This window comes from Mesorhizobium sp. Pch-S (genome assembly GCF_004136315.1).
Classification (GTDB): domain Bacteria; phylum Pseudomonadota; class Alphaproteobacteria; order Rhizobiales; family Rhizobiaceae; genus Mesorhizobium.
The window spans coordinates 5,762,460-5,788,909 of the sequence record NZ_CP029562.1 but is presented as its reverse complement, the minus strand read 5'-3'; the positions used below and the strand labels follow the sequence as shown (position 1 = coordinate 5,788,909).

Sequence of the window (26,450 nt, the reverse complement as noted above, 5' to 3'; positions counted from 1 at the left end):
GCTAGCCCGCATCCCGGCCGAATGACGAGACCTTCCTCAACAGCTTGATCATCACCTGATCCATCGCTTCGTCGATCGGTTGGCTTTCCGCCGATTGCCTGACGATCACCGTTTCCGTCTTCCGATCGACCCACAACCACTGGCCGTGAATGCCCATCGCCGCCAACTCACCGGTGCCGGTCTCGTACCAGTAGTTTCGATAGCTGCCGATCGGCAGACAGTCGGCCTGGTCGCCGGCAGCCCAGATGGCGCGGTCGCCACCCTCCCAGAGACCTGACACCCAATCCGCGGGAATCACGCCGCTACCGCCCTGACGCACCAGTTCGCCGACGCGTGCGAGATCACGCGCCGTCATTGAAATACCGCCGGACGCACGCGGATTTCCGGCCCTGTCCACCGTGATCTGCGCATCGGTATGTGCCCCCATCGGCTGCCACAGAAAACGGCTCAGGAGCTCGGCGAACCGCTCACCGGCGGCCCGCTCGATCACCAGAGCAGCCATGTCGGTGTTGGGTGAGCGATAGACATGCCTCGTACCGTGCGGATGCGACGCCTTTGGCAAGGTGCACAGGAAGCTCTTGAGGTCCGGCGTCTCTTCGTCCTTATGCTCGGGATTCCACAGCATGGCTCGCCTGTAGCGGTCGAAGGCACCGCTGCGGTCGAGATAGATCTCGTCGAAATCGAGGCTCACCTGCATGTTGAGCAGGTCGCGCACAGGCACGTCCCCGTAGGCCGAACCGATCGCTTCGGGAACATAGTCGCCGGCAACAGCCTCCAGCGACAGCGTGCCGTTTCCGGCCAGCACTCCGGCGAGAAGGCCGGTGATCGACTTCGAAACGGAGAACACGAGGTGTGGCTTGGCAGCGTCGTTGTGGTCCGCGCACCACTCCGCGATGAATTTGCCGCCACGCATGACGACGAAGGCATCGGTGTGGTTCCTTACCAGGAACTCGCGCAGGCTTCGTGATTGCCCATCGAGATCGTCGACCTCGATGGCGCCGAAGTCACCCAGTTCGCACGCCGGGCTTTCCAGCAACCGGGCCCCGCGAATGGTAGCTGTCGGCACAAGCTCGGCGGCATTGTGAAACGCCCAGGACGAGTGCGGTCTCGTCCGCCAGTTCGCCAGGTCGATCTTTGCGCGGTCTGCTATAGCGTTCTGCATTTTTTCTTCCGTATTGAACAAAGGAGAGACGGGGCATGGCGCAGGCCTAGCCGGCGCGGCTACTCGCGTTCTCTGCCGAGCTTCCAGTACCCCATCAGGTTCGCGAGCCGGCGATCGATGCCCCGCTCCTTGACGAGCGCCGTGCGGATCCGGCTGACCGCGCCGGTTTCGCCAGCCACCCAGGCGTAGAATTTGCCGGATGCCGATGAAGCGCGATCCCAAAGCAGGTCATCACTATCGGGTTCCACCAGCGTTTCTGCGTTCGAACCGGACACGACATCGCGCGGCAGCTCAACCTGACTAGCGGCCGCTGTCATTCTGTCACCATAGGCATGCACCTGCCCTGCCCGACCTTCGCGGACCAGCCAGCGCAGATCGAGGCCATCCCAGGATGGCAGGTCGAGCCTGTCCGCCTCGTCCGGTACCTCCAGGAAGGCATCGACACGCGGCGGCGCGTCGAGCGCAGCCAGTTCCTCCAGGATCCCGGCCGCCGCCGGCAACGCGGTTTCGTCGGCAAGCAGCAGGATGTGCCGGACACCCGCCGGCGGCTGCCACTCATAGCCACCAACCTCGCCGCGGTAATTCGCATTTGGCGCAGATATCTGGATGCGGTCGCCTATTTGCGCATTGAGGGCCCAGCGTGACGCCGGCCCGTTATCACCGTGCAGCACGAAGTCGACATCGACCTCGCAGCGGTCGGCCCGCAGATATCGTATTGTGTAAGTGCGCATCGGCGCGCGCTCGCGCGGTGGCACTGTGCGATAGATATCGTACCAGTCCGGTCGGTTCGGGATTGCCGGCAATGTGCCGTCCGCTCGCGGGAAAAAAAGTTTGATGCGCTGGTCCGGCGCGAAGGTCGCCATGGCAGCAACATCCTCACCGGCTAAGGTGATACGGGCCATATGCGGCGAGAGGATCTGCCTGCCTGCGTGGCGAACGTCGAAAATGCGATAGGCGCTCTGTTCAGCCACGTTTGACTCCTCCTTCCACGACGTCCTTTCGAGCGTCCAACTGCGCGGCTATTGCAGTGATCGCGGCTACCCGCTCTTCATTGGAGGCAGCGGTCGATCCGTCTGCATTCCACAGGCTGTTCTCGAACCCCACACGCACCTTGCCGCCAGCGGCGATGGCCGCGGCAAGCGCCGCGGTCTCGCCCCGACCGAAAGCGCACACCATCCAGTCAGGCCGAACCGGCAATGACGAGGCGGCCTCCAGAAACGGGTCGAGATCACTGGCACTGCTCTCCTGCCCGGTGGAATAGCGACCCAGGACATAAAGCACCGAAAGCCCCGCGTCCGGGACGATGCCGCGCCTGATGAGATCAGCGAGCCGGAGAACATCGGCGGCATCATAGAGAATGTGCTGCACAGCGATGTTGTGGTCAGCGCACCAGCCATGGAAATCGGCGGCAGCCGCTTCAGCACTGGCATCGGCAACAAATTCGCGGACAGCGGCGGAAATCGCATGCGGTTTGAGATCGCGTACCAGCGCCATCTGCTGTGCTGGGGTGTAAAGACCTACGGCTTCGGTCGTGACCTGGACCATCATGTCCGGCACGGCCATGATGATCAGCCGGATGACCTCCCGATAGAGACTCGCGTCGAGCACATGCCGGCCCTCCGCATCGCGCACGTGAAGATGAATGGCACCAGCCCCCGCAGCGAAGCAGGCTGCAGCACTCGCCGCTATTTCTTCCGCAGCCATTGGCAGGTTTGGATGATCGGCCTTGGTGCGGCGGGCGCCGTTCGGCGCAACCATGATGCGCGGCATGATCGTCATGCTGCTCATGCCGCCTCCTCCAGCGTGCGCAGCAAGGCGATCAGCAACCGGTCACGGCGTGCGGACAGCTCTTCGATGTCCTGGCCGGCCGCTTCCTCCTCGACCCCGGAAATGAGCGCCGCGCAAATTTCCGCATCGAGCTTTGGTGCGCCGAGCGATGCCCATCGGGCTTCCTGCGCCGGGCCGAGATGTTTCAGATAGGCGGCCATTCCGCCCTCGCCGCCACCAAGATGATAGAGCATGTGCGGGCCGTCGATGGCCCAGCGCAAGCCAGGACCGTAGCGGATGGCCTTGTCCACGTCAGCGACGCTGGCTATACCTTCGGCTACGATGTTCACGGCCTCACGCCACAGCGCCGCCGTCATGCGGTTCGCGACATGCCCAGGCGCTTCCCGCGCCACCTTGATCGGCACCTTGCCGATGCGTTCCATGAATGCGTAAGCGGCGTCCTGCGCCGCCTGTGCCGTTGCCGTTCCCCTCACCAGTTCGACGAGAGGAACAAGATGCGGCGGGTTGAATGGATGCGCGACGAGCACCCGCTCAGGGTGCCTGCACCTTAGCTGGAGTTCACTGGCGATGAATGAAGACGTGCTGGAGCCGATCACCACGTCGGGCGCGGCGATGGCATCGATTTCGGCAAGCAGATCCTGCTTCAGCATGAGCTTTTCAGGCGCGTTCTCCTGGACGTAGTCGCAGTCTGCCAGCGTGTCCTCGAGCCGCTCGAAAAACAGCAGCTTGTCGGCGCAAGCACTGGCAACAGGCTTCAGCTGTGACAGATCGCGAAGCGCATCGTCGACTGTCCTGCACAACCGGGCTTCCGCGCCTGGTTGGGGATCATGGGCGCGTACCTTGAGGCCACGGCTCAGGAAATAGGCAGCCCAGGTCCCGCCGATCAGCCCTGAGCCGACAACGGCAACCGTCTCGATCGTCTCGGAACGGAAAGGCACCGCCTGCACCATTTCAGAGATGCCCTTCACGAACGAGGTCCGCAGTCACCTCATCGATCGCGTCGCGCAAGGTTTCCGCAAGCTGCGACAGTTCCGCATCCGTCACGACAAAGGGCGGGGACAGCGCGATCACGTCGGAGTTCGGCAAGGCGCGGACGAGCACGCCACGACGGCGCGCCGCCAAAGCGACACGACCTGCCACCTTCAGCAAAGCCGGGAATGCTGCCTTGGTCGCCCGATCCGCGACGAGCTCCACGCCCATCATGAAGCCGGCACTGCGCACGTCGCCGACCAGGCGAAGGTTGAGCAACGTCTCGGCAAAACGCGACCCGAATGCTGGTGCCATCGCTGCGACGCGCTCGACGAGGCTTTCGCGCTCGAGAATGTCGAGATTGGCCAGGGCCGCCGCAGCACAGGTCGGGTGTCCCGAATAGGTGAAGCCGTGCGCAAACGGGCGTCCGTCGCGGGAAGCCTCTTCGAATACCGACCATATGCGTTCGCCAACCAGCACCGCCGACAATGGCAGGTAGCCGCTGGTCAGGCCCTTGGCGGCAACGATGAGATCCGGCTCGATGCCATAGAGATCGGACGCGAACCATGCCCCGACCCGCCCGAAACCGGTTATGACCTCATCGGCAACGAAACGAACGTCGTGTTTTTCGAGCACCTTGGCGATCGCGGCGAAGTAACCCGCCGGCGGCGGCAGCACGCCACCGGTTCCCATTACAGGCTCCGCAATGAAACCGGCAACCGTATCGGCTCCCTCAGCCAGGATCATGTCCTCGAGCTCACGGGCAAGAAAGTCCGAATAGGCCTCTTCGGTGGAAAAGCCTCGCGCCGGCGCATCCCGATACAGGTCGGGGCGCGAAAGGTGCCTCGCGAAATCGAGCGGCAGTCCGAAATTCTGATGAACCATCGGAATGCCGGACAGGCTGCCGGCTGCCGCCGTCACACCATGATAGGCGTAGGACCGTGAGATGATCTTGCGCTTCAGCGGCTTGCCCCGAAGCATGTTGTACGACCACAGCATCTTCACCGCGGTGTCGTTGGCGTCCGAGCCGGACAGACCATAGAACACGCGCCGCATTCCGTTCGGCGCGAGCTGCAAAAGCCTTTCCGACAGCCTGATGCTCGGCTCGTTGGCAACGGTGTTGAAGGAGTGAAAATAAGGCAGCTCCAGCGACTGCCGGTGGATGGCGTCGGAGATTTCCGTCCGTCCGTAGCCGACGTTCACGCACCAGAGACCGGCTGCGCCATCGAGATAGGTCCTGCCGGAAACATCGGTGATGGAACAACCCGCGGCCTGCGCCATCACCAGCGCGCCATTCCCCTGCTGATCGGCAATCGCCGTGAAGGGATGAAACTGGGTTTCCCGATCGAGTGCCACCAAGGCCTCGCCATCAAGTCCGGCGTTTGCCACCATCTTTCTCCTCCCGCACCGGCGACGTTGCAAAATCCGGTGCCTTTCCCTTGTATAATTTGCGATCGACGATCACACAATAGAAGCGACTGATCCAGAATTTCCACCGCGTTTAAAGTGGCTGGAAAATCGAACATCATATTGATTTCAAAAACTTATATGACCCTGGAGAGTCGAATTTCGTGAGAAGCATTCGACTTCAGAAAAGGAACCAAACTGACGAAGACAACCGCGCGACGCGGAAGCTATGCTTCGACGCAGACATCTCCGATCGGACTAGTGGAGCAGGCCAGGACATAACCTTCATCCTTTTCGTCCTGCGAAAGCACCGACCGCTCGGGATCGGCCGCGTTGGCAGCCACTCGCCATTCTCCGGAAGTCACCTTGCAGCGGCAGCTTCCACAGATGCCGGCTTCACAATCGGACGTCAGTTCGACGCCAATCTTGCGTGCCAATTCCAGCAGCGTCACCGTGCCCGAACCGCTGATCCACTTGCCGGCCTTGAGGAAGGAGACCTTGTAGTTGCCGATTTCCGGCAATGGCGTCGCCGCCCGATCAGGGCCAAAGGTTTCTTCCAGGAACGGGAATTCCGGCCGCACCTTCCAGCCTTCATAGATTTCGCGAGCCCTGGTTCGAAAGCCATCCGGGCCGCAACACAGAACTGCCCTCTCGGCAAGGTCGGGACAAACAGCCTCCATCATGCCAGGATCAAGCCGGCCAGCCAGTGTCCGTAGACCAGGCCTGCCCTCGAACCGGCCAGCCAGGACGTCGGCCTCCGCAGCGGCATTCATTCCCGTCAGGTTCCAGGAGAGCTTCAGCCGGTCACCCATCTGCACCTTGATCGACAGCAATTCATGCAGAAAGGCGACATCATCGACACCGCGTGCGCTGTTATGGAAGCACACATCGAGCGGCAGGTTCGTGTCGGCAATGAAGCGCAGCATCGCCATCATCGGGGTGATGCCGCTGCCGGCCGACAACAGCAGAAGCTTGCCGCCAACTCCCGCGGCCCCAAGGTGGAAGCGGCCATTTGACCCAAGCGAGCGAATGCTGTCGCCAACCTTCAGCGTATCATGCAGCCAGTTGGAAACGCGCCCACCATCGACCCGTTTTACCGTCACCGAAAGAAAATGCGGCCGCGATGGCGACGAAGAGATCGTGTAGTTGCGTCGGACAACCTCGCCGTCGATATCCAGCAGCAGCGTGATGAACTGGCCGGGCTTGTAGTCGACGGCATGATCCGCCACGAAACGGAAGGTACGGAAATCCCTCGCCTCGTCGATGATCGCCACGCAGCGCAGCGTGCGCTCGTGACTGCCGTGACGAGCAGCCACGCCGCCATTCACCGCAGTGGACGGCAGCCGCGTGACCGGCTGCGCGTTTCCCGGCAGAATGGTGATCGCTGGCTTGCGGGACAGTACTTCGACCTTGTCGCCGACATGCAGCCTGCCGAGCGTGCGCGGGGCGAGAAACTGACCGAAATAGGCTTTGCCGTCCTCCCCCCGGCGCTGCCGGCCCAGCATTGCCAGCGGCTCGTGATCGGACCTCGCCTCGCCGGTCGCGGGATCGAGCGTGATCATCACGCAACGGTCACACGCGCCAATGGCCTCGAACTCGACATCGCCGATGCGCACGTGACGCCAGCCATCCTCGTCAAAGGCAGGGGCGCCATCGACAACCAGATTGGGCCGGAACCGCTCCATCTCGGCTTCGAGATCGAGGTAGCGATTGACCTCGGCAAGCGAGGCCGAATTGGTCAGCAGCAACGGAGCCGTATCGGCAAAACTCACTGTTCCACCCGGGCCGATCGCCAGGGGGCGATGCGTCACTGCACCCTTGATGACCATCCTGCAGCAGCGGTCGAGAAAACGCGCCAGCCACTGGTGAACCTCTTCGCCGGCATCGAGCGCCACGACATCGTCGCCCCAGATCGACACGTTGCGGGCGACATCGAGCCGGGCCCGCGAGAACACCAGAGGCGACATGCCGGGTGCAGAGAGAATGATGTCGTCACCGTCCATATGCGTGCGGATCTGCATCAGACGCGGTGCCTTGCGGGCTGTAAGGCAGTTGCCGGTCTCGTCGACCACCATCATGCGTCGATCGCCAGCCAGCCCTTCGGCTTCCAGGCGCGCCGTCTCGACCGTAACACCGGCGCCCGATTTCAGCGGATAGAAGGTGATGCGTTCAACGCGGCATGACGTATCGAACATGACGGCCTACCGCAGACCCTTGCCCGCGAGCGCGAGGCGAACGGCAGCGCAAACTTCCAGAAAAGCGGCGTCCGACGCCTTCGAGATCCCGGCATGCTGCATGAAATTGTGGATCAGTCCGTCGAAGCAGCGATAGCGGACATCGTTTCCGGCAGTCTTGAGCTGCTCGGCGAAAGCCCGTCCCTGGTCACGCAACACGTCATTTTCAGCCGCGTAGAAAAGTACCGGCGGCAGATCACCGAGGTCTTTTGCCAGCACAGGCGAAACGCGCGTGTCGGTAGCCATTGCAAGCTCCGGCAGATAGGCCTTCGCGAAATATTCGGTCTCCGCGAATTCCAGATAGTAGCCGGAAGCAAATTCACGGTCCGAGCCTGATGGAACCGCGAGGCCGAGATAGGGCCTGGCGTCGACCAGCGGATAGAGCAGGCAGACAGCACGGAACAGTCTTTGCTGCCTGTAATGCCGCATGAGTGCAATCGACAGGTTGGCACCCGCACTGTCCCCCATGAGCGCAAAGCATGCCGGGTCGCCGCCATGCCTGACCGCTTCGGCCAAAACCCAGTCGACGGCTGCAAGCGCGTCTTCCACCGCTGCGGGGAATGGATGCTCCGGCGCAAGCCTGTATTCAGCGAAGACGACCAGCGCACCGCACTCCGACGCGATGCGCGCCGACTGCAGCGCGTAGGTTTCGGCATCGCCAAGGACGAAGCCGCCGCCATGAAGGTAGAGGATAACCGGCAAAGGACCATCGGCATCCGCCGGCCTGTAAAGATGGAGCGAGACATCGCCCCTGTCCGTCCCAAGCTTGATGATCTCTTCCGTGACCGGCTTTTCAGAGGCCCGGCTCATTTCACGATACTGGTCGCGGTAGCTGAGGCGCGAGCCAGCCAGCGTGACCTCATCGTGCTGGGCGGCCTGCTCCTGCGCAAGCCGGTCGAGCATGATCCTGATATCCGGATCGAGTGCCATTTCCACCTCAACTCCCAATCAGGTCGTGAATTCGGGGCATCATTTCCGCGGCCCGAGGGAATTCACGACCCGGATGCCAGGCTCACTTCAGCAGCTCTGTCCAGATCTTGGTATACATCGCCTGGACATCGGCCGGACAGCCGACATTGACCTTCCCGTATTGGACCAGATCGGCCGGAATGTTCAGCTCCAGCGCATCTTTCATGTCTGCGGGCATGAACTTCTCGGAACCCTTGATCCCGTTCGCATAGCGGGAAAATGCCGACAGCATCGCTGCATTCTCCGGATCCATGACGAAATTCATGAACAGCTTGGCGTTCTCGACATTCTTGGCATCCTTCAGGATCATCAGATTGTCCATCCAGACCGGATACCCTTCCTTGGGGTAGCCATACAGGATGTCGGGATTCTGCAGCCGTGAGCGGAAGGAAGAACCGTTCCAGTTGACACCGGCAGCGATGTCGCCGCGCGAATATTTGTCGATATTGCCGAAATCCATGGCCAGCCACTTCGGCTTGGCCGCTACCAGCGTGTCACGTACCTTCTTCAGCACCGCCTTGTCATTGGTGCACGGCTCGCCGCCCACATAGCTGACGGCAAGGAACATGACGTCCGACATTTCAGGCACGACATTGACCTTGCCGACCAGTTCGGCCGGCGGGTCCATGAAGATGGCCGACGTGTTGATGTCGCCGGAATAGACCGACTTGTTGACCGTCACGCCCGTCGTGCCCCACATCCACGGCACCGAATACCGCCGGCCGGGATCGAACGGCACATCGACCCAGCGCGGGTCGACATTCTTGAAATTCTCCATCTGGTCTGGACGGCTCTCCAGGACGAGGCCTTCGTCGATCCAGACCTTCACCACCGGCGCAGAAGGCACCACGACGTCATAGCCGTGGCCACCCTGACGAACCTTGGCAAGAGCAGTGTCGTTGGAATCGTACTCGGTCACCGTGACCTTGACGTCGTATTTCTGCTCGAACTTCTTGACCATCTCGGGGCTGGTGTAGTTGCCCCAGTTGTAGATATTGAGCACCCCTTCGGCACCTGCCGAACCGATGCCTGCAAGCATTGCGACACCAGCTGCGGCTAAGGTCTTCGTCCAGGCCATTGTGTTCTTCCCTCCCGGTTCCGCGCATCGTCTTGTGCGCTTCACCGGCAGACTGTCATGCGATCGAGCAGTACACAAGAGTGCGATCTGCGATCGCAAAAAATATTTCTCGACAGACAAAGCCATGCTCTGATCGACACCCAGAAAGGCCTCCGGCGCATCGACAGGAGGCTTTGAAAACATACTGAAAACGTTGGGACAGTGGCGTTGCCGCCATCGATAACTCACGCTTCGGCGCATACATCTCGAATAGCGTGGATGGCCGCCAAGGCCTCGATCGAGCGGTCCGGATTGACGAACTCCGGCCAGGTCGACAGCTTCACCGCGGCGAAATCGGTTTGCGGGTCCATGTAGATATACTGGCCGAAGATACCTCGACACATGTAGGACCGCCGCTCGGGATCCTCGATCCAGAACTGGTTGTGGTAAGCACCGTGCGGCAGGACGGTCCGATAGACGCCCTGGAAGAGCTCATGATTGCCGCGCCGGGTTTCCTCGATCCATTCTGACGGAACGATCTGCCGGCCGTTCAGCCTGCCGCCACGCAGATGCAGCAGGGCGAACCGGGCATAGTCGCGCAGTGTCGCGTTGAGGCCACCGTCGGCGAGCGCATAACCACCATGGTCGACGGTTATGTAGGCATCCTCTTCAGCGCCCATCGGGCCCCACAGTTCATTGCTGATCAGCTCGGCCAGCGGCAGCCCGCTGACCCGTTCCATCAGGAAGCCGAGGATATCGGTTTCGATCGACCGATAGCTGAAGATCTGGCCATGCGGCCGCTGTTGCTCGGTCAGCGTCATGATCAGCTGCCACACGGTTTGTGGCCACTCGGGACGGGTCATCGGCTTCCAGCCACAGGCCTGGTCTAGCTGCTGCATGTGCGAGCCCTCTGTCGTGTAGGACTCGTCGAACAGGACACCACTCGTCATGTCCGACACCTGCTGGACTGTTGCCCCTCGATACGCCGTCGCTTCCAGTTCCGGCAGGTACTTCGTCACCGGAGCCACGGTCTCGACAAGCCCTCTATGAACAAGAATCCCCAGCACCGTGGCAACGATCGACTTGGTCACCGACATCGCCAGGTGGTGGCCATGCGGCTTCATGCCATTCATGTAGCGCTCGGCAACGATTTCACCGCGCGACAGCACGAGAAATCCATCGGTAAAGCTGTTGTCGAGGAAATCGCGGATCGTGCGACGACGTCCTGCAGCTTCGAATTCGATCTGATCGATTTCGACGCTGCGTGTCGGCAGCGGCAAGACCGGCCCCTGCCCGCGCCAGATCTGGGCGGTGGCAGTCATTTCCCGCACATGCTGGAAAGTCCAGCGATGATAGGGGGGATAGTCCCAATCCGTGCGCGGGATGATCGGCGTTCCCGGCACCTTCGGATCGCGCCAGGGCGCGCTGCTGTTGGCGTTCATCTTCAACTCATCTCCATTGCCGGCGCGCGATCTGCTTGAACGCCTGTCATCCTTCGATGTTTTCCCGCTCCACAGCCGATCCGGGCAACCGATGCAGCGAAGCGACAAGCTCCTGCGTGTAGGCCTGCTGCGGGTTGGTCAGGACATCTGCGGCGTTACCTTGCTCGACGATCCTGCCCGAGCGAAACACATAGACGCGCTGGCAGAAGGAACTGACGACGGACAGGTCGTGCGAGATGTAGATCAGTGTCAGCGACCGCTCGCGACGCAGGCGAGCAAGCAATTCCAGGATCTGCGCCTGCGTGGTCACATCCAGTGCCGAAGTTATCTCATCGGCGATCAGCACCTGCGGCTGCAACGCCAGCGCCCTGGCGATGCCCACACGCTGGCATTGACCGCCCGACAATTGCCGCGGCCTGCGCTCGCCGAGCGCTGACGGCAATTCAACCATGTCGAGAAGTTTCAGGGCCTGGCTGAGAGCCGCTCGTCGGTCAGCCATGCCATGGCGCCAGATCGGTTCGGCGATCGTCTCAAGCGCTGTCATGCGCGGATTGAGGGAATCATACGGGTTCTGGAAAACCATCTGGACGCGACGCCGCAATTCCAGGAGCTCGCGGCCGGCAAGCCGCTCTATGGGGCGGCCGCCCAGTTTGACCGTGCCGGTTGTCGGCCGGTTCTGCCTGATGATGGTGCGCGCCAGGGTGCTTTTTCCGGAACCGCTTTCACCGACGATGCCAACCGTTTCGCCGGCCGAGACAGCGAGGTCCACGCCATCCAACGCCGCAAAAGGCATTGCCTTGCGGTTGCGCAGGACATCGACAAGATCCCGCTTGGCCGGAAAGAGCACCCGCAGGCCTTCAACCTGCAGCAATGGCACCTCGTCTTCGGTTTGCGCCCAACCGGCTTTGAACTGTTTTCTGCCCGGCTGCGAATCCACCAGCAGTCTCGTGTAGGGATGCTGCGGCGCGTCGATGATCTGCCCGGCTTCTCCCTGTTCGACGATCTGGCCATGGCGCATGACGATGATGCGCGAGCAGATATCGGCCAGAACGCCCAGATCATGGGAGATCAATGCGATCGCAAGGCCTCGCTGCCGATTGAGATCCTTCAGCAATTCGAGGATCTTTGCCTGGACTGTGACATCGAGGGCGGTGGTCGGTTCATCAGCGATCAGCAGTCTCGGCGCGCAACTGATCGCGGCTGCGATCATCACGCGCTGCTTCATGCCGCCTGACAACTCGTGCGGGTATGATTTTGCCCGCATGGCGGGTTCGCGAATACCGACATCCTCGAGGAGCCTGACGGCCCTCTCCCACGCCTCGCCTACCGAAAGGCCAAGATGCCGGATCATCGGTTGCGCGATCTGCTTGCCGACCTTCTGCAGCGGGTTCAGGTGCGAAGCCGGATTCTGGAAGATCATCGCCATGTCGCGACCGCGCAGCTTCGCCCATTCGGCCTCGCCAAGACCCAACAATGCCTGATTATCGAAGCGGACCTCCCCAGCGACTTCTGCCGTCGACGGCAGCAGCCCCATCGCGCCACGGCAGATGGTCGATTTGCCGGACCCGCTTTCGCCGGCAATGCCGACGATCTCGCCGGGCATGATCCGAAACGACACGTTCTTCAGCACGCGGGTATTGCCGAACGTCACCGAGACATCGGCAATGTCGAGCAATGGGCGGCCTGCCATTCTGAGTGGCGCGAGAGGGCCGTTCATGCCGACACCTGCCCACGGCGCAGCTGACCAAGGCCGTCGCCAAGGAAAGCCAGGCCAAGCCCCAGCGAAATGGCTGCAAGGCCGGGGAACATGCAAATCCACCATGCCTGACGGATGTAACGGCTGCCGTCCGATATCATCACGCCCCATTCGGCCAGCGGCGGCTGTGCCCCCATGCCGAGAAAGCCGAAACTCGCGCCCGCAAGCATCACCAGCACTGCATCGCTCACCGCATAGGCGACCACCGGCCCGAAAGCATTGGGCAGCACATGGCGCAGCAAGACGACGCGATCGGGATAACCCAGGCACTGCGCGGCCTGCACGTACTCGCTGTCCCGGATCGCCATGACTTCTGCGCGAACCAGTCGCGCGTAGGTCACCCAGCCGACCAGTGCCAGCGCGACAAAGAAATTGAGCAGCCCCGGTCCGAGCACACCAACAATCGCCAGCACCAGGACGAAGAATGGAAAGGCAGCCGTCAGGTCGTAGAGCCGCATCAGAAGCGTATCGATCACACCACCATAATAGCCGCTCAGCAGACCGACGGTCGTGCCGATGACGAGCGGGGGCAGCACGCCGGCAAGGCACATCAAGAGATCGATGCGCGCGCCGTGGATGACACGTGAAAGCACGTCCCGCCCGACCTGATCCGTACCGAACCAATGGGCAGCACTCGGAGCTTTCAGCGCATTCGTGATGTCGACCGCAGTCGGGTCATACGGCGCAACAACAGGCGCGAACAAGGCCAGCAGAACCCATGCGCCGACGATTGATCCGGCAACGATGATGCTCCAGGGCATAGTGGCATCGGCTTGTTTGATCGGCCCGGATGCAGGAGTGGCTTCAATCGACATGGCGATCTCCTACAGCCGTGCGCGGGGATCGATGGCGGCGGACACCAGATCAACCACGAATGTCACCGCTACCGTCGTTACCGCAAACATCAAGGTGAGGCCCTGGACGACCTGGTAGTCCCGAGCGAGCAGTGAATTGACCATCAATGTGCCGAGACCCGGCACTGCGTAGACGGTTTCGACGATGATGGTGCCGCCGATCAGGAAGGCGACGAGGACGCCGAACAGGTTAAGCGTCGGCAGAATCGCGTTGGGCAGAACGGTGTGCCAGAATATCTCCCGTTCGCCTGCCCCTTGCGCGCGCGCCGCAACGACGAAATCGGCCGAGGCTTTCTCGATGAGAGCAGCCCGCAAGCTCTGGACCAGAACCGGCACCATCCAGATCGCCGTCGACAGCGCCGGCAGGAACAGATGGTGCAGATGATCGGCGAAGGTCTTGCCGTAGCCTGAGACAGGAAACCAGCCGAGTCCGACGCCGAAGAAGCGCGACATCATGATGCCAAGCCAGAACACCGGAATGGCCATGCCCGCAATGCCGATGAAACGGATGAACTGGTCGGCCAGGCTGCCGGGTCGGCGCGCGCTGGCAATTGCCAATGCAACCGACGGCGGCACCGCGAGACAGATGACATAACCGGTCAGGAAAAGCGTTGGCCAGATGTACTGCCCGATCAAGGCGACGACCGGACGCTTGTAGCGCATGGACTGACCGATATCGCCGGCAAACAGATTGCCGGCGTAGGTCATGAATTGCTGCCACAGTGGCTGGTCAAGCCCGAAACGCTGCCTGATCGCTTCGATCGTTTCCGGGCTGGCGCGATCGCCGGCAATGACCCGGGCCGGATCGCCCGGCACCATATGCACGAGCAGGAACGTGACGATACAGATGCCGGCGAGCACGAAGATCAGCTGGATGATGCGTCTGAGAACTGTTTGCAACTCGCCACCGTTTCCATTTCTGGAACCAAGCCGGCAAAGGCCGGCGCAAAGAAAGCGGCACGGTGCCTTTCAGCACCGCACCGCCTCTGGGAGGATCTATTGCTGCTCGATCGTTGTCTCTTCGAGCGTCCACTGCATTGCCGGAGTCATCTTCAGATTCTTCAGACGCTTCGAATAGGCGATTGCATAAGGCGAGTAATAAAGCGGGATCTGCGAGACCTCTTCCGTGGCGATCTTCGAAATCTCCTGATAGATGACGGCCCGCTTGGCCGGATCCTGCTCGCGCGATCCCTGCTCGGTCAGCTCGTTGAGCCGCTTGTTGTTGTAGAAGGTGTTGAAGGCATGCGAGTCGCATTCGCCGCACAGCGCCCAGCGCACCGCGAGGTCCGGATCGGTCACTTCATTCATCCACCAGGTCGGCGTTGCATCGTACTCGCCCTTGCCGGTCGCATCCCACCAGCCAGGCGTATCGACATTGACGAGCACCGGCTTCAGCCCGATCGCTTCCCACTGTGCCTGCATCAATAGCCCGATCTGCTGGTTGGTCGAGCCGCCGCCCAGGATGATCTTCACTTCCTTGCCTGCCATGCCGGATTCCGCCAGCAACTGCTTGGCTTTCTCCATGTCGGCGACGATGCCGGGATAGTTGTCATCGTGGAACTGCAACGATCCGGGGAGCGGTGTGTTCGCCGGCTTCGCATAGCCGCCAGTGACGGCCTGGGTCAGAGCCTTGTTGTCGAGTGCGTAAGCGGCCGCCTGCCTTGCCTTGAGATTGGAGAATGGTTCGCGGCCGTGATTGAGAAGCGAGACGAAGATGACATTCGACGGCTCCATGCGCATGTCGATGTCATCGGTCGCCTTGAGATCATCGACCTGCGACCAGTTGACACCGCGCATGACCTCGACTTCACCGGTCTTCAGCATGGCGGCAGCCGTTTCAGGCTCGGCGATCTCGAGCAATTCCACGGTCGCATCCGACTTCGGATAACCCTGGCGCCAGTAGTGAGGATTGGGGGCGAGCACGAGTTTTTCGCCTGGCTTCCATTCCTTGACCATGTAGGGCCCTGACGAAAGCGGCACCGAGGCAAAGGCACCATCGACACCGCGCTTGTCGACGTCGGCTTTGGAAACGATGCCGACATTCCAAAGTTCAAGATTGGCCAGCATGGGTGCCAACGCATGCTTCATCTTGATGACGACGGTCTTGGCATCCTGCGCCGAGATCGACGCCACTGCCGCAAGAGGCGATGGCAGGGCCGACTCCTTGTCCGAACGCACACGCTCCAGACTGAATGCCACATCATTGCCTGTCACCGGCGACCCATCCGAGAACTTGGCGTCGCGCAGATGCAGGGTATAGGTCAAACCGTCAGCGGAGATGTCCCACTTTTCCGCTAACCCTGGCTCCAGTTCGCCGGTTTCGAAATTGCGATGCAAAAGGCGTGAATAAAGCTGCCCGAAAACTTCGATATTGCCGGCCGCGCCGGAGCGGGACGGATCGAGCGTCGTCGCCGGATAAGGCGATGCGATGCGGATAACCGACTCGGCCTGTGCATAACCGCCCGGCGCGAGCACCACCAACCCCAGCGCAGCCGCAAGCAACGCCCTCATCATCGTTTTCATCTGAAACTCCCTCTGGGGCGCTTTGCGCCTTCTTGTTTTCGCCGTCAAAACAGTATTCCAGCCGGCGTCATTATGCGATCGCAGATCGCAAATAATGTCAAGGTCATTGTGCCATTGACCAGCAATTTCGATGCTCTTTTCAGCGGGTACGAACCTGGCGCACGAGCTCCTTTGCTTGCAGGCAGATAAGAACGGCGTTTTTTGCCGGAAATCCCAAGCACCCGGCAACCCGCAGCGCCCATGCGCAGGTCAGCCCGGTCGATGTGACCGGGCTCGGGATTGGCCATTGCTGTGATTGAAAGCCTAGAACTGCCAGGCTAGTGAAGCGCGTCGATGCGTCCAGTAGGCTGCAAAGCGCCCATCGGCGCGGATGAGGGACTCGCGCGGACCTGCTTCCACTACCCGGCCGTTCTCCACGAACACGATGTTGTCAGCGTGTGCGATGGTCTCCAGCCGATGGGCGACGATCAACACGGTACGGTTGGCAAAATTCCGCAATGCAGCGGCGATCGCCGCTTCGTTGCCGGTGTCGAGGGAACTCGTGGCCTCGTCGAGCAACAGGATTGGCGCCTCCTTCAGCAACGCTCGCGCGATGCTGACCCTCTGCCTCTCGCCACCGGAAAGCGCGGAACCCCTCTCCCCGACAGCTGCGTCCCATGTTCCCAGACGCGTAACGATTTCATCGACCCTGGCCGCGTTCGCCACTTGTTGAACGTCATCGTCGGTTGCGGAGGGACGCGCAATCCGGATGTTTTCCCTGATACCCCCCTCGAACAGCTGAACGGTCTGGAAAACCACCGCCACCTGATCCATCAGGCTCGATGGGTGGTAATCGCGGACGTCCTGTCCACCCACCAGGACCTTGCCGCCATCGACGTCATGGAACCTGGCAATCAGCGACAGGATCGTGCTCTTGCCGGAGCCGGAGGGGCCGACGATCGCGGTGGTCGAACCGGTGGGCACCTTGAAGGAGACGCCCTCCAGCACGACATTGCCGCCCGGCGCGAAATCGACATCGCAAAACTCGACATCCGGCGCACCGGCAACTGCATCTGTTGCTGGATGTCGTAACGTTGGCAGAGCCAGGATGTCCACAGTGCGTCGCCAGGCACCGCGCACGGATTCCAGTGCCAGCGCCAGATCCGAGAGCGTCATGAAGGGTTCAAGATAGCGCGTCGTCACGACGATGAGCGCGACGGCCCCGGCCGCATCGATCTTGCCGGTAGCGACGAGCCAGGCAATCAGGCCGATGAGCGCAACGAGCACCACCTGAAAGACAATCGAAAACAACAAGGTGCCGGGCACCGTGAACCAGAGCATGCGAAGCCCGGCGCGATGCTGCCGCTCGACCGCATTTCCGAGTGGCGTGCCCTCGAGACCGAGGCGGCCGGCCGCGCGCAGGATCAGCTGCGCCTTTGCGAACTCGTCGGTTCGCTCGGCAGCCTCTTCGGAAGCGGCTGCAAAAGCCGCTTCCGACTGCCGCATCAACCTGGCTCCCAAAAACAGCGCCGCCAGGAGAACGGGCACGGCGGCCACGGCGACCAGACCAAGCGGCAAGGACACGAAAAGCAGACTGATGCCGATGAGCGGTGGCAGCAGCAGCGAAATGCCTATCTGGCCGCAAAGATTGACGAAGGCAGCGAAAAGCTCGGGCACTGAACCGGCGAGCGCACGCTTGGCCTCGCCCTGCTGTTTCGCGCGGAACTCCCCGAGCGGAACGGCCAGCAAGTGATCGATGAGTGCGTGATTGGTTCTGTTGGCGACGGCAAAGCCCAGATCGAAGGCACGGACGATTAATCGTGATTCCGCAAACCATCCGGCCGCGATCGCGGCGGCAAGCACGCCGAGCCATGGCAGCGCTTCTTGCGGACCGGCGCTGAACAGCGCCCCGAGCAAAGGCAAGAGTGCAAGCGCTGCAGCCGCGCGCGCCAGCGCGGCAAAAATAACCCAGGCAACGTAGGGCGCGATATGGCGCCGAGCTTCCTTCGGGACCAGCAGGCTCATGCCGCGACCTCCTCTCCGGCATGCCAGAGGTCCCGATAGAGCCCCGGAGTGGCGACCAGGCTTTCGTGACGACCAGATTGTACGATGCTGCCATCCTTCATCACGACGATTGTGTCGGCCCGCGTGATCGTGTGCAGTCGATGCGCGACGACCAGGACGGTCCTGTCCCGCGTCAGCGCGGCGACCGCCTGCTGCACGAGATGTTCCGATTCCGGATCGGAAAATGCCGTCGCTTCGTCGAGGACCAGGATCGGCGGATTGGCCAGAAGAACGCGCGCTATCGACAGGCGTTGCGCCTCGCCCCCTGAAAGATAGGCGTCCTCGCCAACGACGCTGTCATATCCCCGTGGCAACCGGGCGATCCTGTCATGGATGTTGGCAGCACGCGCCGCGCTTTCGATCTCAGTGTCGCTGGCACCAGGCCTGGACAGTGCGATGTTGTCGCGAACCGACGCCCGGATGAAACAAACGTCCTGAAACACGAAGCCGATGCGCTTGTTGAGAACCTCAGGGCTGAGGTCGCGGATGTCGATCTCGGTGCTCCCGGCCGACAGCGTGATAGCGCCTTCCGTTACATCGTGAAAACGCCCCGGAAGCGCAGCCAGCGTCGACTTGCCCGCGCCGCTCGGTCCGATCAAGGCGGTCATCGTGCCGGGTTTCAGTTCGAGCGAAATGCGCTTGAGCACCGGCTTGCCAGGACGATAGCCGAAGGAAACATCGCGATACCGCAGTGTCAGCGGCCCGTCAGGCAGGTCAACATTCGAGCTATGGCGATCGAGCTCTTTTTCCTCCAGCAAAACACCGATGCGTCGGGCCGCTAGGCGCCCCTCGCGCAGTGGCACGAGCCCGTATGCCACGGCCATGATTTGCGCTCCGAAAGCCGTGCCGAGGAAAATGAAAGGAAGGATATCGGCAGGCGTCATTCCACCGGTACCGATACGCCACATGCCCCCGGCGACGATCAACAGGAGGAAGGTGGGTGGCTGAATGGCAAGTTGTGAAAGCACTTTGCGGCCTGCCATCGGCCGCTGCCAGCCATTGAGGAACATCGCCTGGCCGTCCAGCACCGCACGCAAATCGCGCCCGTTGCCGCCAAACACGCGCACCACGGCCAGCGCGTCGACAAAGGCACCCGCGGCGGCATTGGCTTTCTTCGTCAAATCGGCCACCCGCGCCAGATTGTCACCATTGCCGCGCATCATGTGGCTGAAGAGGAATATGAAAGCGATGATGGGCAGGAAGAGCATTGCCGCCAGGCCCGCATCGACGGTGAAAAGATAGAGGATGACCGCAACAGGCGTGACAACCCCGGCGACGGCATCCGGCACCGCATGCGTGACCATGTAGTGCAGGCGGCCCGCATCTTCCTGCACCGACTGGCGAACGGAAGCAGCGTTTCGCTCGGTGTACCAGCCGAGCGGCAGCCGGCCGAGCTTGTCGATCACGATGCGGCGCAGATCGCGACCGAAATCGGCATCCACCACATGCAGCCAGAGAAGCAGGATCGAAGCGAACAAGGTCGCCGCCCCATAAAGTGCGAGCGTCGCGATCACCAACGGCTGGTATGCACTCCAGCCGGCTTCACCGGACAGCAGCTTGCGGCCGATTTCTGCGAGCAGGACGAACGGTGCCAGACGCATCAGCGAGATCAACCCCTGCAGCAGGCCGGCGGCCCGCAGCTTCCATCGCAGTGGCGCCAGAAGTTCGAGCCCGCGCTGGGAGCGCCAGCGTCCCGCGGCGGGCGCCGGTTCGGACGTTGGTGGCTCCGTCACCCGCCCCGCCTGGTCGGCGACCTTGGCCTCGACGGCCGGCTCGGCCTCCTCCGCGCCGTGGTCCTTTCGCAAGCGCATCGCCTTGCCCCGCACCCAATAGGCACGGTGCTGGATATCGGCGAGCGGAAAACCATGCTGCTTGTTGAGGCACGCGCGCACTTCCTTGACCATCCTGGCCTCGCCCGCGAGCCAGGCGTGCCAATTCGACCAGTCGCGATGCGGAATGGCGCCCGCCATAGCCTCGGCTGTGCTTTGTGAAACCCACTCCACGCTGGCATTCGGATGCGCGGTAATCGGAATGGCCCTGTCGCCCGCCGAGACCTCCTGGAGCAGCACGACAATTCGTGCTTCCTGCGCAACAACAGCCAGGATGCTGTTGATTGCGGGAATGGCTGATGGATCGCCGATCAGGAGATAGCCTTCCGGTTCGGGTTCGGGGGTATCGAACTTGGTAAAGGATATGTAGGAGGCCGTAATCGCGTCACCGGGTCTGGCCGCCATGGCCCAACTCGCCGCCGGACCTGCCGGCTGGTGAAGCACAAAATCGAAAGTAACCTCGCCGCTTTCCGGATCCGGATCAATCAGCGTGTAGCCGCGCTGGTGAACCTTGTCGGAACCATCCGGATCGGGAGCCCACAAACGGATGAAGCTGGCGGTCGGTGTTTCGCGTCCGTCGATCATGGTCGGTGCATGAAAACGGATTCGACGAAAGGCAGGTGCCAGATCCTCGACGCTAAGCACGGTCATGACGTGCTCGGTCGCGCCAAAAGCCTTCATCAACGCGTTCTGGAAACCGCGTGCCATCGCCATCCTCGCTGCCTGCGCAATCGCCAGCGCCGACGGATTGGGTCCCGACAGGATCGATGGGTTGCGCCTGGTGTTTGCCCGACGCTCAAAGCCTCAGGAAAACATGACTATTCAAATCATGAAATAACTGCCAAGCCCCGGGAACCGCAACCGGGGCCGCTATCGCGAAATCAAGGAAAACTATCGCGCCAGCAAACCTGCCGGTCTCAATGCCGCCGTTGCTGACCGCGCACCTGATCAGCAGTCGGCGGATGGCCGAAATGTTTTCTGTATGCGGCGGTGAAAGCCGCCGGATTCGAGAACCCGACATGGCGGCCAGCCTCGGCGACGCGCAAGCCATGCTCCGACATCAGGATGCGCCCCATCTTCAGCCGCTGCACCCGGACATAGCCAAAGATCGTCGTTCCGAACGCAAGCTTGAAGTTCGACTGCAGCGTGGTGAGATTCACCCCGACCTCACGGGCAAGGTCGAGCGCCTTGGGCGGATCGGCAAGGCGCCGATCGAGGATCTCGCGAGCGTTGTGCGCTCTTTCGTATTGCAGCCGCCCGATCTTCCGGCCGACGCGCTCCTGCTCATGCAGCGCAATGGCGATTTCCAGCAGGAAACGCAGCGTCTGGCTCTCATGGTAAAGCCGTGCCAGGTTTCCTTCGTACGGGTGGTCCAGCACCTCGTTGGCGATCTCCACCGCACGCGCAAGGTGCGGCAAGGTCACACGCCGGAAACCCGGTCGCAGGAACTCTCTCAGGCAGGACAGGCTGTCGTTGTCCACGCTGCTCGCAAAACGATCGAGAAAATCCGGCTTGACGGTGATACCGAAAGCCCTCGCTCGCTGGCCGGTGAACCAGACACGTTCTCCGGCCTGGCGCGAGCCGAAACCGAGAACCTCTATCCTGCCCGGTTTGTGGGCGACGGAGGAAAGGCCATCAAGCAGCAGCGGCTCGCTGCTGCCATCGAGCAGCACCGTGCACAGCAGCGACGGCTCGATCTCGATCGCCAGGCCGCTGTCCTTCAGATAGGTGATGTCGTAGCCGGACATCAGCAGGCCGGGCTGAACCTCATCGGCCTTGAGCATGCCGGACATAGCCGGGGTTTCGATCGACGTCCCAGCCAGAACTCGGTGTTCGATGGTGATCGCGCGCTCGGCGGCTTCACGCAGCAGATCGGAGACAGAAAAGTCCCCCACGATGGCTGTTGAAGCACCCATGCACGATATCCCCGAATCCAGCACGGCCGGCGCGCAGAACCGCGGTTTCTGTTTCCCGCGATGGTTTTGCTTGCTGCCGCGATAGTGACGCGATTGCGGCCGCCCAGCCGCGTGGCTAATACCTGATAATTATAATCATGATTTAGGAAGCTGGCTAGGGTCCGCCCCGGCCGGCGCATTTGAACTGCGTGGGGATCCAATGCGCTTGAAAGCATATCGCAGGTCGCTGACCTGCGGCGTTGCCGCTCTGTTGAGCTTGCCGGTCGTTATGACACCGCAACCGGCTGCTTCCCAGGAAGCGCCCCGGGTCGAGCAAGGTGCGACCGTGCTGGACAAGATCGTGCTCACCGGGCGAAAGCGCACCGAAGTGGAAGAGAAGGCACCGGTCAGCGCGACGGTGATCCAGTCCAAGGATATTCCAGCCTCCGGCCTGGATTCAGGCGCCGATATTGCCAGGAAGGCGCCCAACACCAATTTCGTCGACTACTCGCGCTTCGGTGATAATTACCTGAATATCCGTGGTGTTTCGACACTTGGCGGCCCGCTCAACTCCTTCGATTCCACGGTCGGCTTCTCCGTCGATGGCGTGCCGACCAGCGTCATCGGTTTTGCCCCACCCCTGCTCGATGTCGAGCAGGTCGAAGTGCTGCGCGGCCCGCAAGGAACCACATTCGGGCGCAACGCCCTTGCCGGCGCCATTAACGTCGTCAGCCGGCCAGCGGATGGCGAACGCGATTTCCGCGTCAACACCGAGATCGGCAGCAACGGTCACGCCTTTGTCGAAGGTATAGCCGGCGGCTGGATCTCGCCCGACGTACTTGCCGGTCGCGGCGCTGTGCGCCTGCAGAAGTACGACGGCGATGTCCCCAACCCATACCTCGACAAGGACCTCGGTGGCGCCAAGGTCGGCGCGGCGCGCGGAACCGTGCGTTATACGCCCGACGCGACGTGGACCATCGATGTCAGCGGCTCATACAGCCGCGACCAGAGAAACAACCCCGCCTATCTGCTCTACAATCACCCCGACTTCCCCATCAGCGGCGAAGATGTCGAGCCAAAGAACCTGCGCACCATCGCGCAGGGCACGATCAACATCCGCAAGGACTTCGAGAACGTCAGCTTCACCTCGACAACCAGCTATCAGGACATCGGCGTCTCGAACTTCGGCGACTTCACGGATTCCTATCTCTACGGCCCCTATCTCGGCCTGCCGCCGCAGTTCCTGTTCAACCCAGCAGCCGACAAGGTTGATTCGGACGAGAAAGAGCGCATCTTTACCCAGGAGTTCCGCCTGAACTCCTCAGAGTCATCAGATTGGCAATGGGTTGCAGGAGCAAGCTACCTGCGTTCCGACTACGACTTCCATCGCAAGACAGGACGCCGTTCCCGACGATGAACGGCACCTTCGACAACAAGATGACCAGCGAAACCTATGCCGCCTTCGGCGACGCGACTGTCCCGCTGAATGAGCATTGGTCCATTTCGGGTGGACTTCGACTGGCGCACGATCGCCAGACGTTCGACGGCAACTACGTGACAAATGGTTTCCCCGGCACGATCCCTGCGTTCCAACAGGCCAGCGAGACCTCGGATACCTACATGACCGGACGCGCCGCGATCGCCTACAACTGGAACGCGGACGTGATGAGCTATGCCTCCATCGCCCGCGGCTATGCTTCAGGCGGCTTCGAAAAGACCTCACAATATGCGGGGTTCGGCATGCCTTCGTTGAAATTCGACCCTGCCAAGAGCTGGACATACGAAATCGGCACCAAAGCCAATCTGGCCGACGGCATCGCCGTGCGCGGGGCTGTTTTCTACAATGATGTGCGCGACGGCCAGCTCAGCGGTTTCGATCTGGCGACGATGCGCGTCTTCATGACCAACCAGAATTTCCGCAGCTACGGCCTGGAGCTTGGCGGCTCCGCCGAGCTGACCGACGGCCTCGAATTGACGGGAGGCATCGGATACACGAAATCCGAGATGGTCGACGTGACGGCGGAATCGATGCTGACGGGTGCGCGCGAAGGCAACCGGGTGCCACAGGTGCCGGAGTGGACCGCCAATCTCGGCCTCGGCTATCGGTTGCCCGGCGAGGCGCTGGGGGTAAGCGGCAACTTTACCGCCAACGTCAGCTATCAATATGTCGGGACGCGCGTCTCCGATCTCGCCGACAAGGAAGAGTTGGAGCCCTATCACACCATCAATGCCCGCATCGGCTGGGAAAACGAGAAGTACGGCTTCTACGGTTTCGTCAACAATCTGCTCGACGAGCGGCCGCTGGCTTACTCGCTGACGATGGCGCCCGGCGTACGCGGCGTTTACATCGGTCGCGGCCGCGTTTTCGGAGCCGGTGCTACGGTCAAGTGGTGAGGTAACGCACCAGTCGCTGTGGCTGTTGCCGGCCGAGGCGCCCCAGCCCGGGAAAATGCCGATGCGAGCGACCGCAACCCATCTGCCGCAGTGACTTCAGGCCGGGAGTCTGGCATCTGAAGCCGATGGGAGCGATGCGGGACATTTTCAGGGACAGGCTGACGGCCACGGCCGTTGCAGCCATCCTTGTCTATCTGTTCCTGCTGCAGGCTTTCGTCTCCGGCATGACCCAGGGCGCGATGGCCGCCTCGGCCGCCGATCCGCTGCATGTCATCTGCACCACCGATGGCGCGGAGTCTTCGTCGGATCCAACCGGACCAGCCGGAAAGGGCAGCACCTGCCCTTGCGCTGCCCTGTGCAACATCGCGGGTTTGGCTGCTCCGGCCGTCGTGGGTGGACAAGATCATGTCTATCTGACCGCGACCAGAGCTGAGCCAGTTCGCCTGCCGCTTGCGTCGAACCCGTTCACGCCCTCGTTGCGCGGCTTCGTTCCAGGCCCGAGGGCACCACCACTCCTTTCCTGACCACACTGTTCGAACACGACGGCTCGACGCTGTCGTGCATTTCACAACGTCAGGAGAAACCCATGTCCGAACTCACCCTCGGGCGGGAGCCCGCAGGCATCGTTGCGCGCTCCGCGTCCGACCTTTATCGCGCCGTCTGGCGCTGGCATTTCTACGCAGGTCTGCTTGTCCTGCCCTTCATGATCACGCTTGCGCTGACGGGAGCGCTCTATCTGTTCAAGGATGAGATCGACGGCATCATCCATTCCGACCTCAAGCGCGTCGAAATCCAGGAAGGCGTGACAAAGGCAGCACCTTCACAGATGGTCGCCGCAGCGCTGACCGCCAATCCGGGAACGGCCGTCAAATTCACCGACCCCGCCTCGCCCGACAGTTCCGCCGAAGTGACGGTCGAGACGTCCGATCAGGGCAAGCTCGCCGTCTATGTCGATCCTTACTCTGGTAAGGTGCTCGGCACCCTGCCCGACCGCGGCACGGTGATGTGGACGATCCGCTACCTGCACAGTCTCAAATATTTCGGCTCGTTCACACGCGCCCTCATCGAGATCGCCGGTGGCTGGTCGATTTTGCTGGTCGGCACCGGCATCTATCTGTGGTGGCCACGGCGCCAGACCGGAGGGGTGCTGAGTGTAAGGGGAACGCCGCGCCGCCGTGTCTTCTGGCGCGATACCCATGCCGTGACAGGCGTCTTCGTCGGTTTCTTCATCGTGTTCCTGGCAATCACCGGAATGCCGTGGTCCGGCGTCTGGGGCGCCAAGGTCAATGATTGGGTGAACGGCAACAACTACGGCTATCCCAACGGCGTCTGGACCGGGGTCCCCATGTCGGACGAACACGCCAATCACGTTGCCCAGATGTCCTGGTCTCTGGAGCAGGCCAAGGTGCCGCAATCTCCGGCACAAGACGGTCAACCCGTAGGCCTTGATGAAGCCGTCGCCACGTTTGAGAAGCTTGGTCTTCACAAGGGTTATGCGGTCAACCTGCCGGCCGACGCATCAGGCGTGTATACCGGTTCGGTCTTCCCCGACGATCTTGCGAGCCAGCGGGTCGTTCATCTCGACCAGTACACCGGCAAGCCACTTATTGATGTCAGCTACGCCGACTACGGGCCGTTTGCCAAAGCGATTGAATGGGGCATCAGCGTCCACATGGGCCAGCAGTTCGGTCTTGTGAATCAGCTGGTACTGCTTGCCGTCTGTATCGCGATCGTCATGCTTGCCGTCTCGGCCGGCATCATGTGGTGGAAGCGACGGCCATCGGGCTCACTCGGCGTCCCGCCGCAGCCCGGGGACAACCGCGTGTTTCGCGGCCTGCTCGCCATCCTGCTTGTCGGCGGCCTCATCTTCCCGCTGGTCGGGATTTCGCTTGTGATCATGCTGGCTCTGGATTGGACGTATTCCAGGATACGCGGGCCGAGAACCGCATAGCCTTCCGGTCTTCTGGGGCGTAGTCGGTCAGCCTGCGTCCCAGTTGCCCATATGGTCGGCAGGTGAGCCGACCCGTTCGGATGGCTATACGTCTTCCAGGCCTTGCCGAGCAAAGCAATTCCATTTTCGAGCCGATGAACCGAACTAGCTTGTCATCTTCCCTCGTAATTTCAGGAT

21 protein-coding genes are annotated in these 26,450 nt (G+C 61.7%); 4 read left to right on the top strand and 17 right to left on the bottom strand.

The features are described 5' to 3' along the window. Nucleotide 1: 1 nt before the first annotated feature. The 17 genes from C1M53_RS27315 to C1M53_RS27235 all read right to left on the bottom strand — a co-directional run bounded on the left by C1M53_RS27315 (nucleotide 2) and on the right by C1M53_RS27235 (nucleotide 21,949). The gene (locus C1M53_RS27315) at nucleotides 2–1,162 is read right to left on the bottom strand and encodes a serine hydrolase (RefSeq protein WP_129415193.1); all 1,161 of its coding nucleotides are present in this window, start codon (nucleotides 1,160–1,162) and stop codon (nucleotides 2–4) included. 59 nt (nucleotides 1,163–1,221) lie between these two features. Next, a complete protein-coding gene (locus C1M53_RS27310) occupies nucleotides 1,222–2,133 on the bottom strand; it encodes a siderophore-interacting protein (protein ID WP_129415192.1) in 912 nt (303 codons plus the stop codon). Then, nucleotides 2,126–2,950 (bottom strand): 3-keto-5-aminohexanoate cleavage protein, encoded by an 825-nt coding sequence (locus C1M53_RS27305; protein WP_245488312.1) that lies wholly within the window; start codon nucleotides 2,948–2,950, stop codon nucleotides 2,126–2,128. The genes C1M53_RS27310 and C1M53_RS27305 overlap by 8 nt, the downstream gene beginning before the upstream one ends. Next, entirely contained in the window at nucleotides 2,947–3,918 is a 972-nt protein-coding gene (locus C1M53_RS27300) for a 3-hydroxyacyl-CoA dehydrogenase NAD-binding domain-containing protein (RefSeq protein ID WP_245488311.1), read from the bottom strand. The genes C1M53_RS27305 and C1M53_RS27300 overlap by 4 nt, the downstream gene beginning before the upstream one ends. Next, complete coding sequence (locus C1M53_RS27295) at nucleotides 3,902–5,311, bottom strand: aminotransferase class III-fold pyridoxal phosphate-dependent enzyme (protein WP_129415190.1); 1,410 nt, start codon at nucleotides 5,309–5,311, stop codon at nucleotides 3,902–3,904. The genes C1M53_RS27300 and C1M53_RS27295 overlap by 17 nt, the downstream gene beginning before the upstream one ends. A 242-nt stretch (nucleotides 5,312–5,553) precedes the next feature. Beyond that, nucleotides 5,554–7,521 (bottom strand): MOSC N-terminal beta barrel domain-containing protein, encoded by a 1,968-nt coding sequence (locus C1M53_RS27290; RefSeq protein WP_129415188.1) that lies wholly within the window; start codon nucleotides 7,519–7,521, stop codon nucleotides 5,554–5,556. 6 nt (nucleotides 7,522–7,527) lie between these two features. Further along, on the bottom strand, nucleotides 7,528–8,490 hold the full coding sequence (locus C1M53_RS27285) for an alpha/beta hydrolase (RefSeq protein WP_129415186.1): 963 nt from the start codon (nucleotides 8,488–8,490) through the stop codon (nucleotides 7,528–7,530). An 82-nt stretch (nucleotides 8,491–8,572) separates the two neighbouring features. Next, nucleotides 8,573–9,607 carry an extracellular solute-binding protein gene (locus tag C1M53_RS27280; RefSeq protein WP_129415185.1) on the bottom strand — a complete coding sequence of 345 codons (1,035 nt, stop codon included), beginning with the start codon at nucleotides 9,605–9,607 and terminating at the stop codon, nucleotides 8,573–8,575. A gap of 224 nt (nucleotides 9,608–9,831) precedes the next feature. Beyond that, nucleotides 9,832–11,028: a serine hydrolase gene (locus C1M53_RS27275; RefSeq protein WP_129415183.1), complete on the bottom strand. Its 1,197-nt coding sequence runs from the start codon at nucleotides 11,026–11,028 to the stop codon at nucleotides 9,832–9,834. A gap of 46 nt (nucleotides 11,029–11,074) precedes the next feature. Next, a complete protein-coding gene (locus C1M53_RS27270) occupies nucleotides 11,075–12,745 on the bottom strand; it encodes an ABC transporter ATP-binding protein (protein WP_245488310.1) in 1,671 nt (556 codons plus the stop codon). Then, the gene (locus C1M53_RS27265; RefSeq protein WP_129415182.1) at nucleotides 12,742–13,599 is read right to left on the bottom strand and encodes an ABC transporter permease; all 858 of its coding nucleotides are present in this window, start codon (nucleotides 13,597–13,599) and stop codon (nucleotides 12,742–12,744) included. The genes C1M53_RS27270 and C1M53_RS27265 overlap by 4 nt, the downstream gene beginning before the upstream one ends. Nucleotides 13,600–13,608: 9 nt before the next feature. After that, nucleotides 13,609–14,538: an ABC transporter permease gene (locus C1M53_RS27260; RefSeq protein ID WP_245488309.1), complete on the bottom strand. Its 930-nt coding sequence runs from the start codon at nucleotides 14,536–14,538 to the stop codon at nucleotides 13,609–13,611. Between the two features lie 96 nt (nucleotides 14,539–14,634). Then, nucleotides 14,635–16,161, bottom strand: a complete 1,527-nt coding sequence (locus C1M53_RS27255; protein ID WP_129415180.1) for an ABC transporter substrate-binding protein — start codon at nucleotides 16,159–16,161, stop codon at nucleotides 14,635–14,637. Between the two features lie 44 nt (nucleotides 16,162–16,205). Further along, a complete protein-coding gene (locus C1M53_RS27250; RefSeq protein WP_129415178.1) occupies nucleotides 16,206–16,448 on the bottom strand; it encodes a hypothetical protein in 243 nt (80 codons plus the stop codon). 16 nt (nucleotides 16,449–16,464) lie between these two features. Further along, nucleotides 16,465–18,165, bottom strand: a complete 1,701-nt coding sequence (locus C1M53_RS27245) for an ABC transporter ATP-binding protein (RefSeq protein WP_129415176.1) — start codon at nucleotides 18,163–18,165, stop codon at nucleotides 16,465–16,467. Next, nucleotides 18,162–20,741, bottom strand: a complete 2,580-nt coding sequence (locus C1M53_RS27240; protein WP_207213044.1) for an ATP-binding cassette domain-containing protein — start codon at nucleotides 20,739–20,741, stop codon at nucleotides 18,162–18,164. The genes C1M53_RS27245 and C1M53_RS27240 overlap by 4 nt, the downstream gene beginning before the upstream one ends. Nucleotides 20,742–20,950: 209 nt before the next feature. Then, the gene (locus C1M53_RS27235; protein ID WP_129415174.1) at nucleotides 20,951–21,949 is read right to left on the bottom strand and encodes an AraC family transcriptional regulator; all 999 of its coding nucleotides are present in this window, start codon (nucleotides 21,947–21,949) and stop codon (nucleotides 20,951–20,953) included. A gap of 199 nt (nucleotides 21,950–22,148) precedes the next feature. On the opposite strand from C1M53_RS27235, the gene C1M53_RS32255 reads away from it, so the two are divergent. From C1M53_RS32255 to C1M53_RS27220, 4 genes are all read left to right on the top strand, one after another. Further along, nucleotides 22,149–23,345 carry a TonB-dependent receptor plug domain-containing protein gene (locus C1M53_RS32255; protein WP_245488308.1) on the top strand — a complete coding sequence of 399 codons (1,197 nt, stop codon included), beginning with the start codon at nucleotides 22,149–22,151 and terminating at the stop codon, nucleotides 23,343–23,345. Next, the gene (locus tag C1M53_RS32250; protein ID WP_245488307.1) at nucleotides 23,342–24,322 is read left to right on the top strand and encodes a TonB-dependent receptor; all 981 of its coding nucleotides are present in this window, start codon (nucleotides 23,342–23,344) and stop codon (nucleotides 24,320–24,322) included. The genes C1M53_RS32255 and C1M53_RS32250 overlap by 4 nt, the downstream gene beginning before the upstream one ends. A 134-nt stretch (nucleotides 24,323–24,456) precedes the next feature. Then, complete coding sequence (locus tag C1M53_RS27225; protein ID WP_129415172.1) at nucleotides 24,457–24,846, top strand: DUF2946 family protein; 390 nt, start codon at nucleotides 24,457–24,459, stop codon at nucleotides 24,844–24,846. A 62-nt stretch (nucleotides 24,847–24,908) separates the two neighbouring features. Then, nucleotides 24,909–26,273 carry a PepSY domain-containing protein gene (locus C1M53_RS27220; RefSeq protein WP_129415170.1) on the top strand — a complete coding sequence of 455 codons (1,365 nt, stop codon included), beginning with the start codon at nucleotides 24,909–24,911 and terminating at the stop codon, nucleotides 26,271–26,273. Nucleotides 26,274–26,450 lie beyond the last annotated feature (177 nt).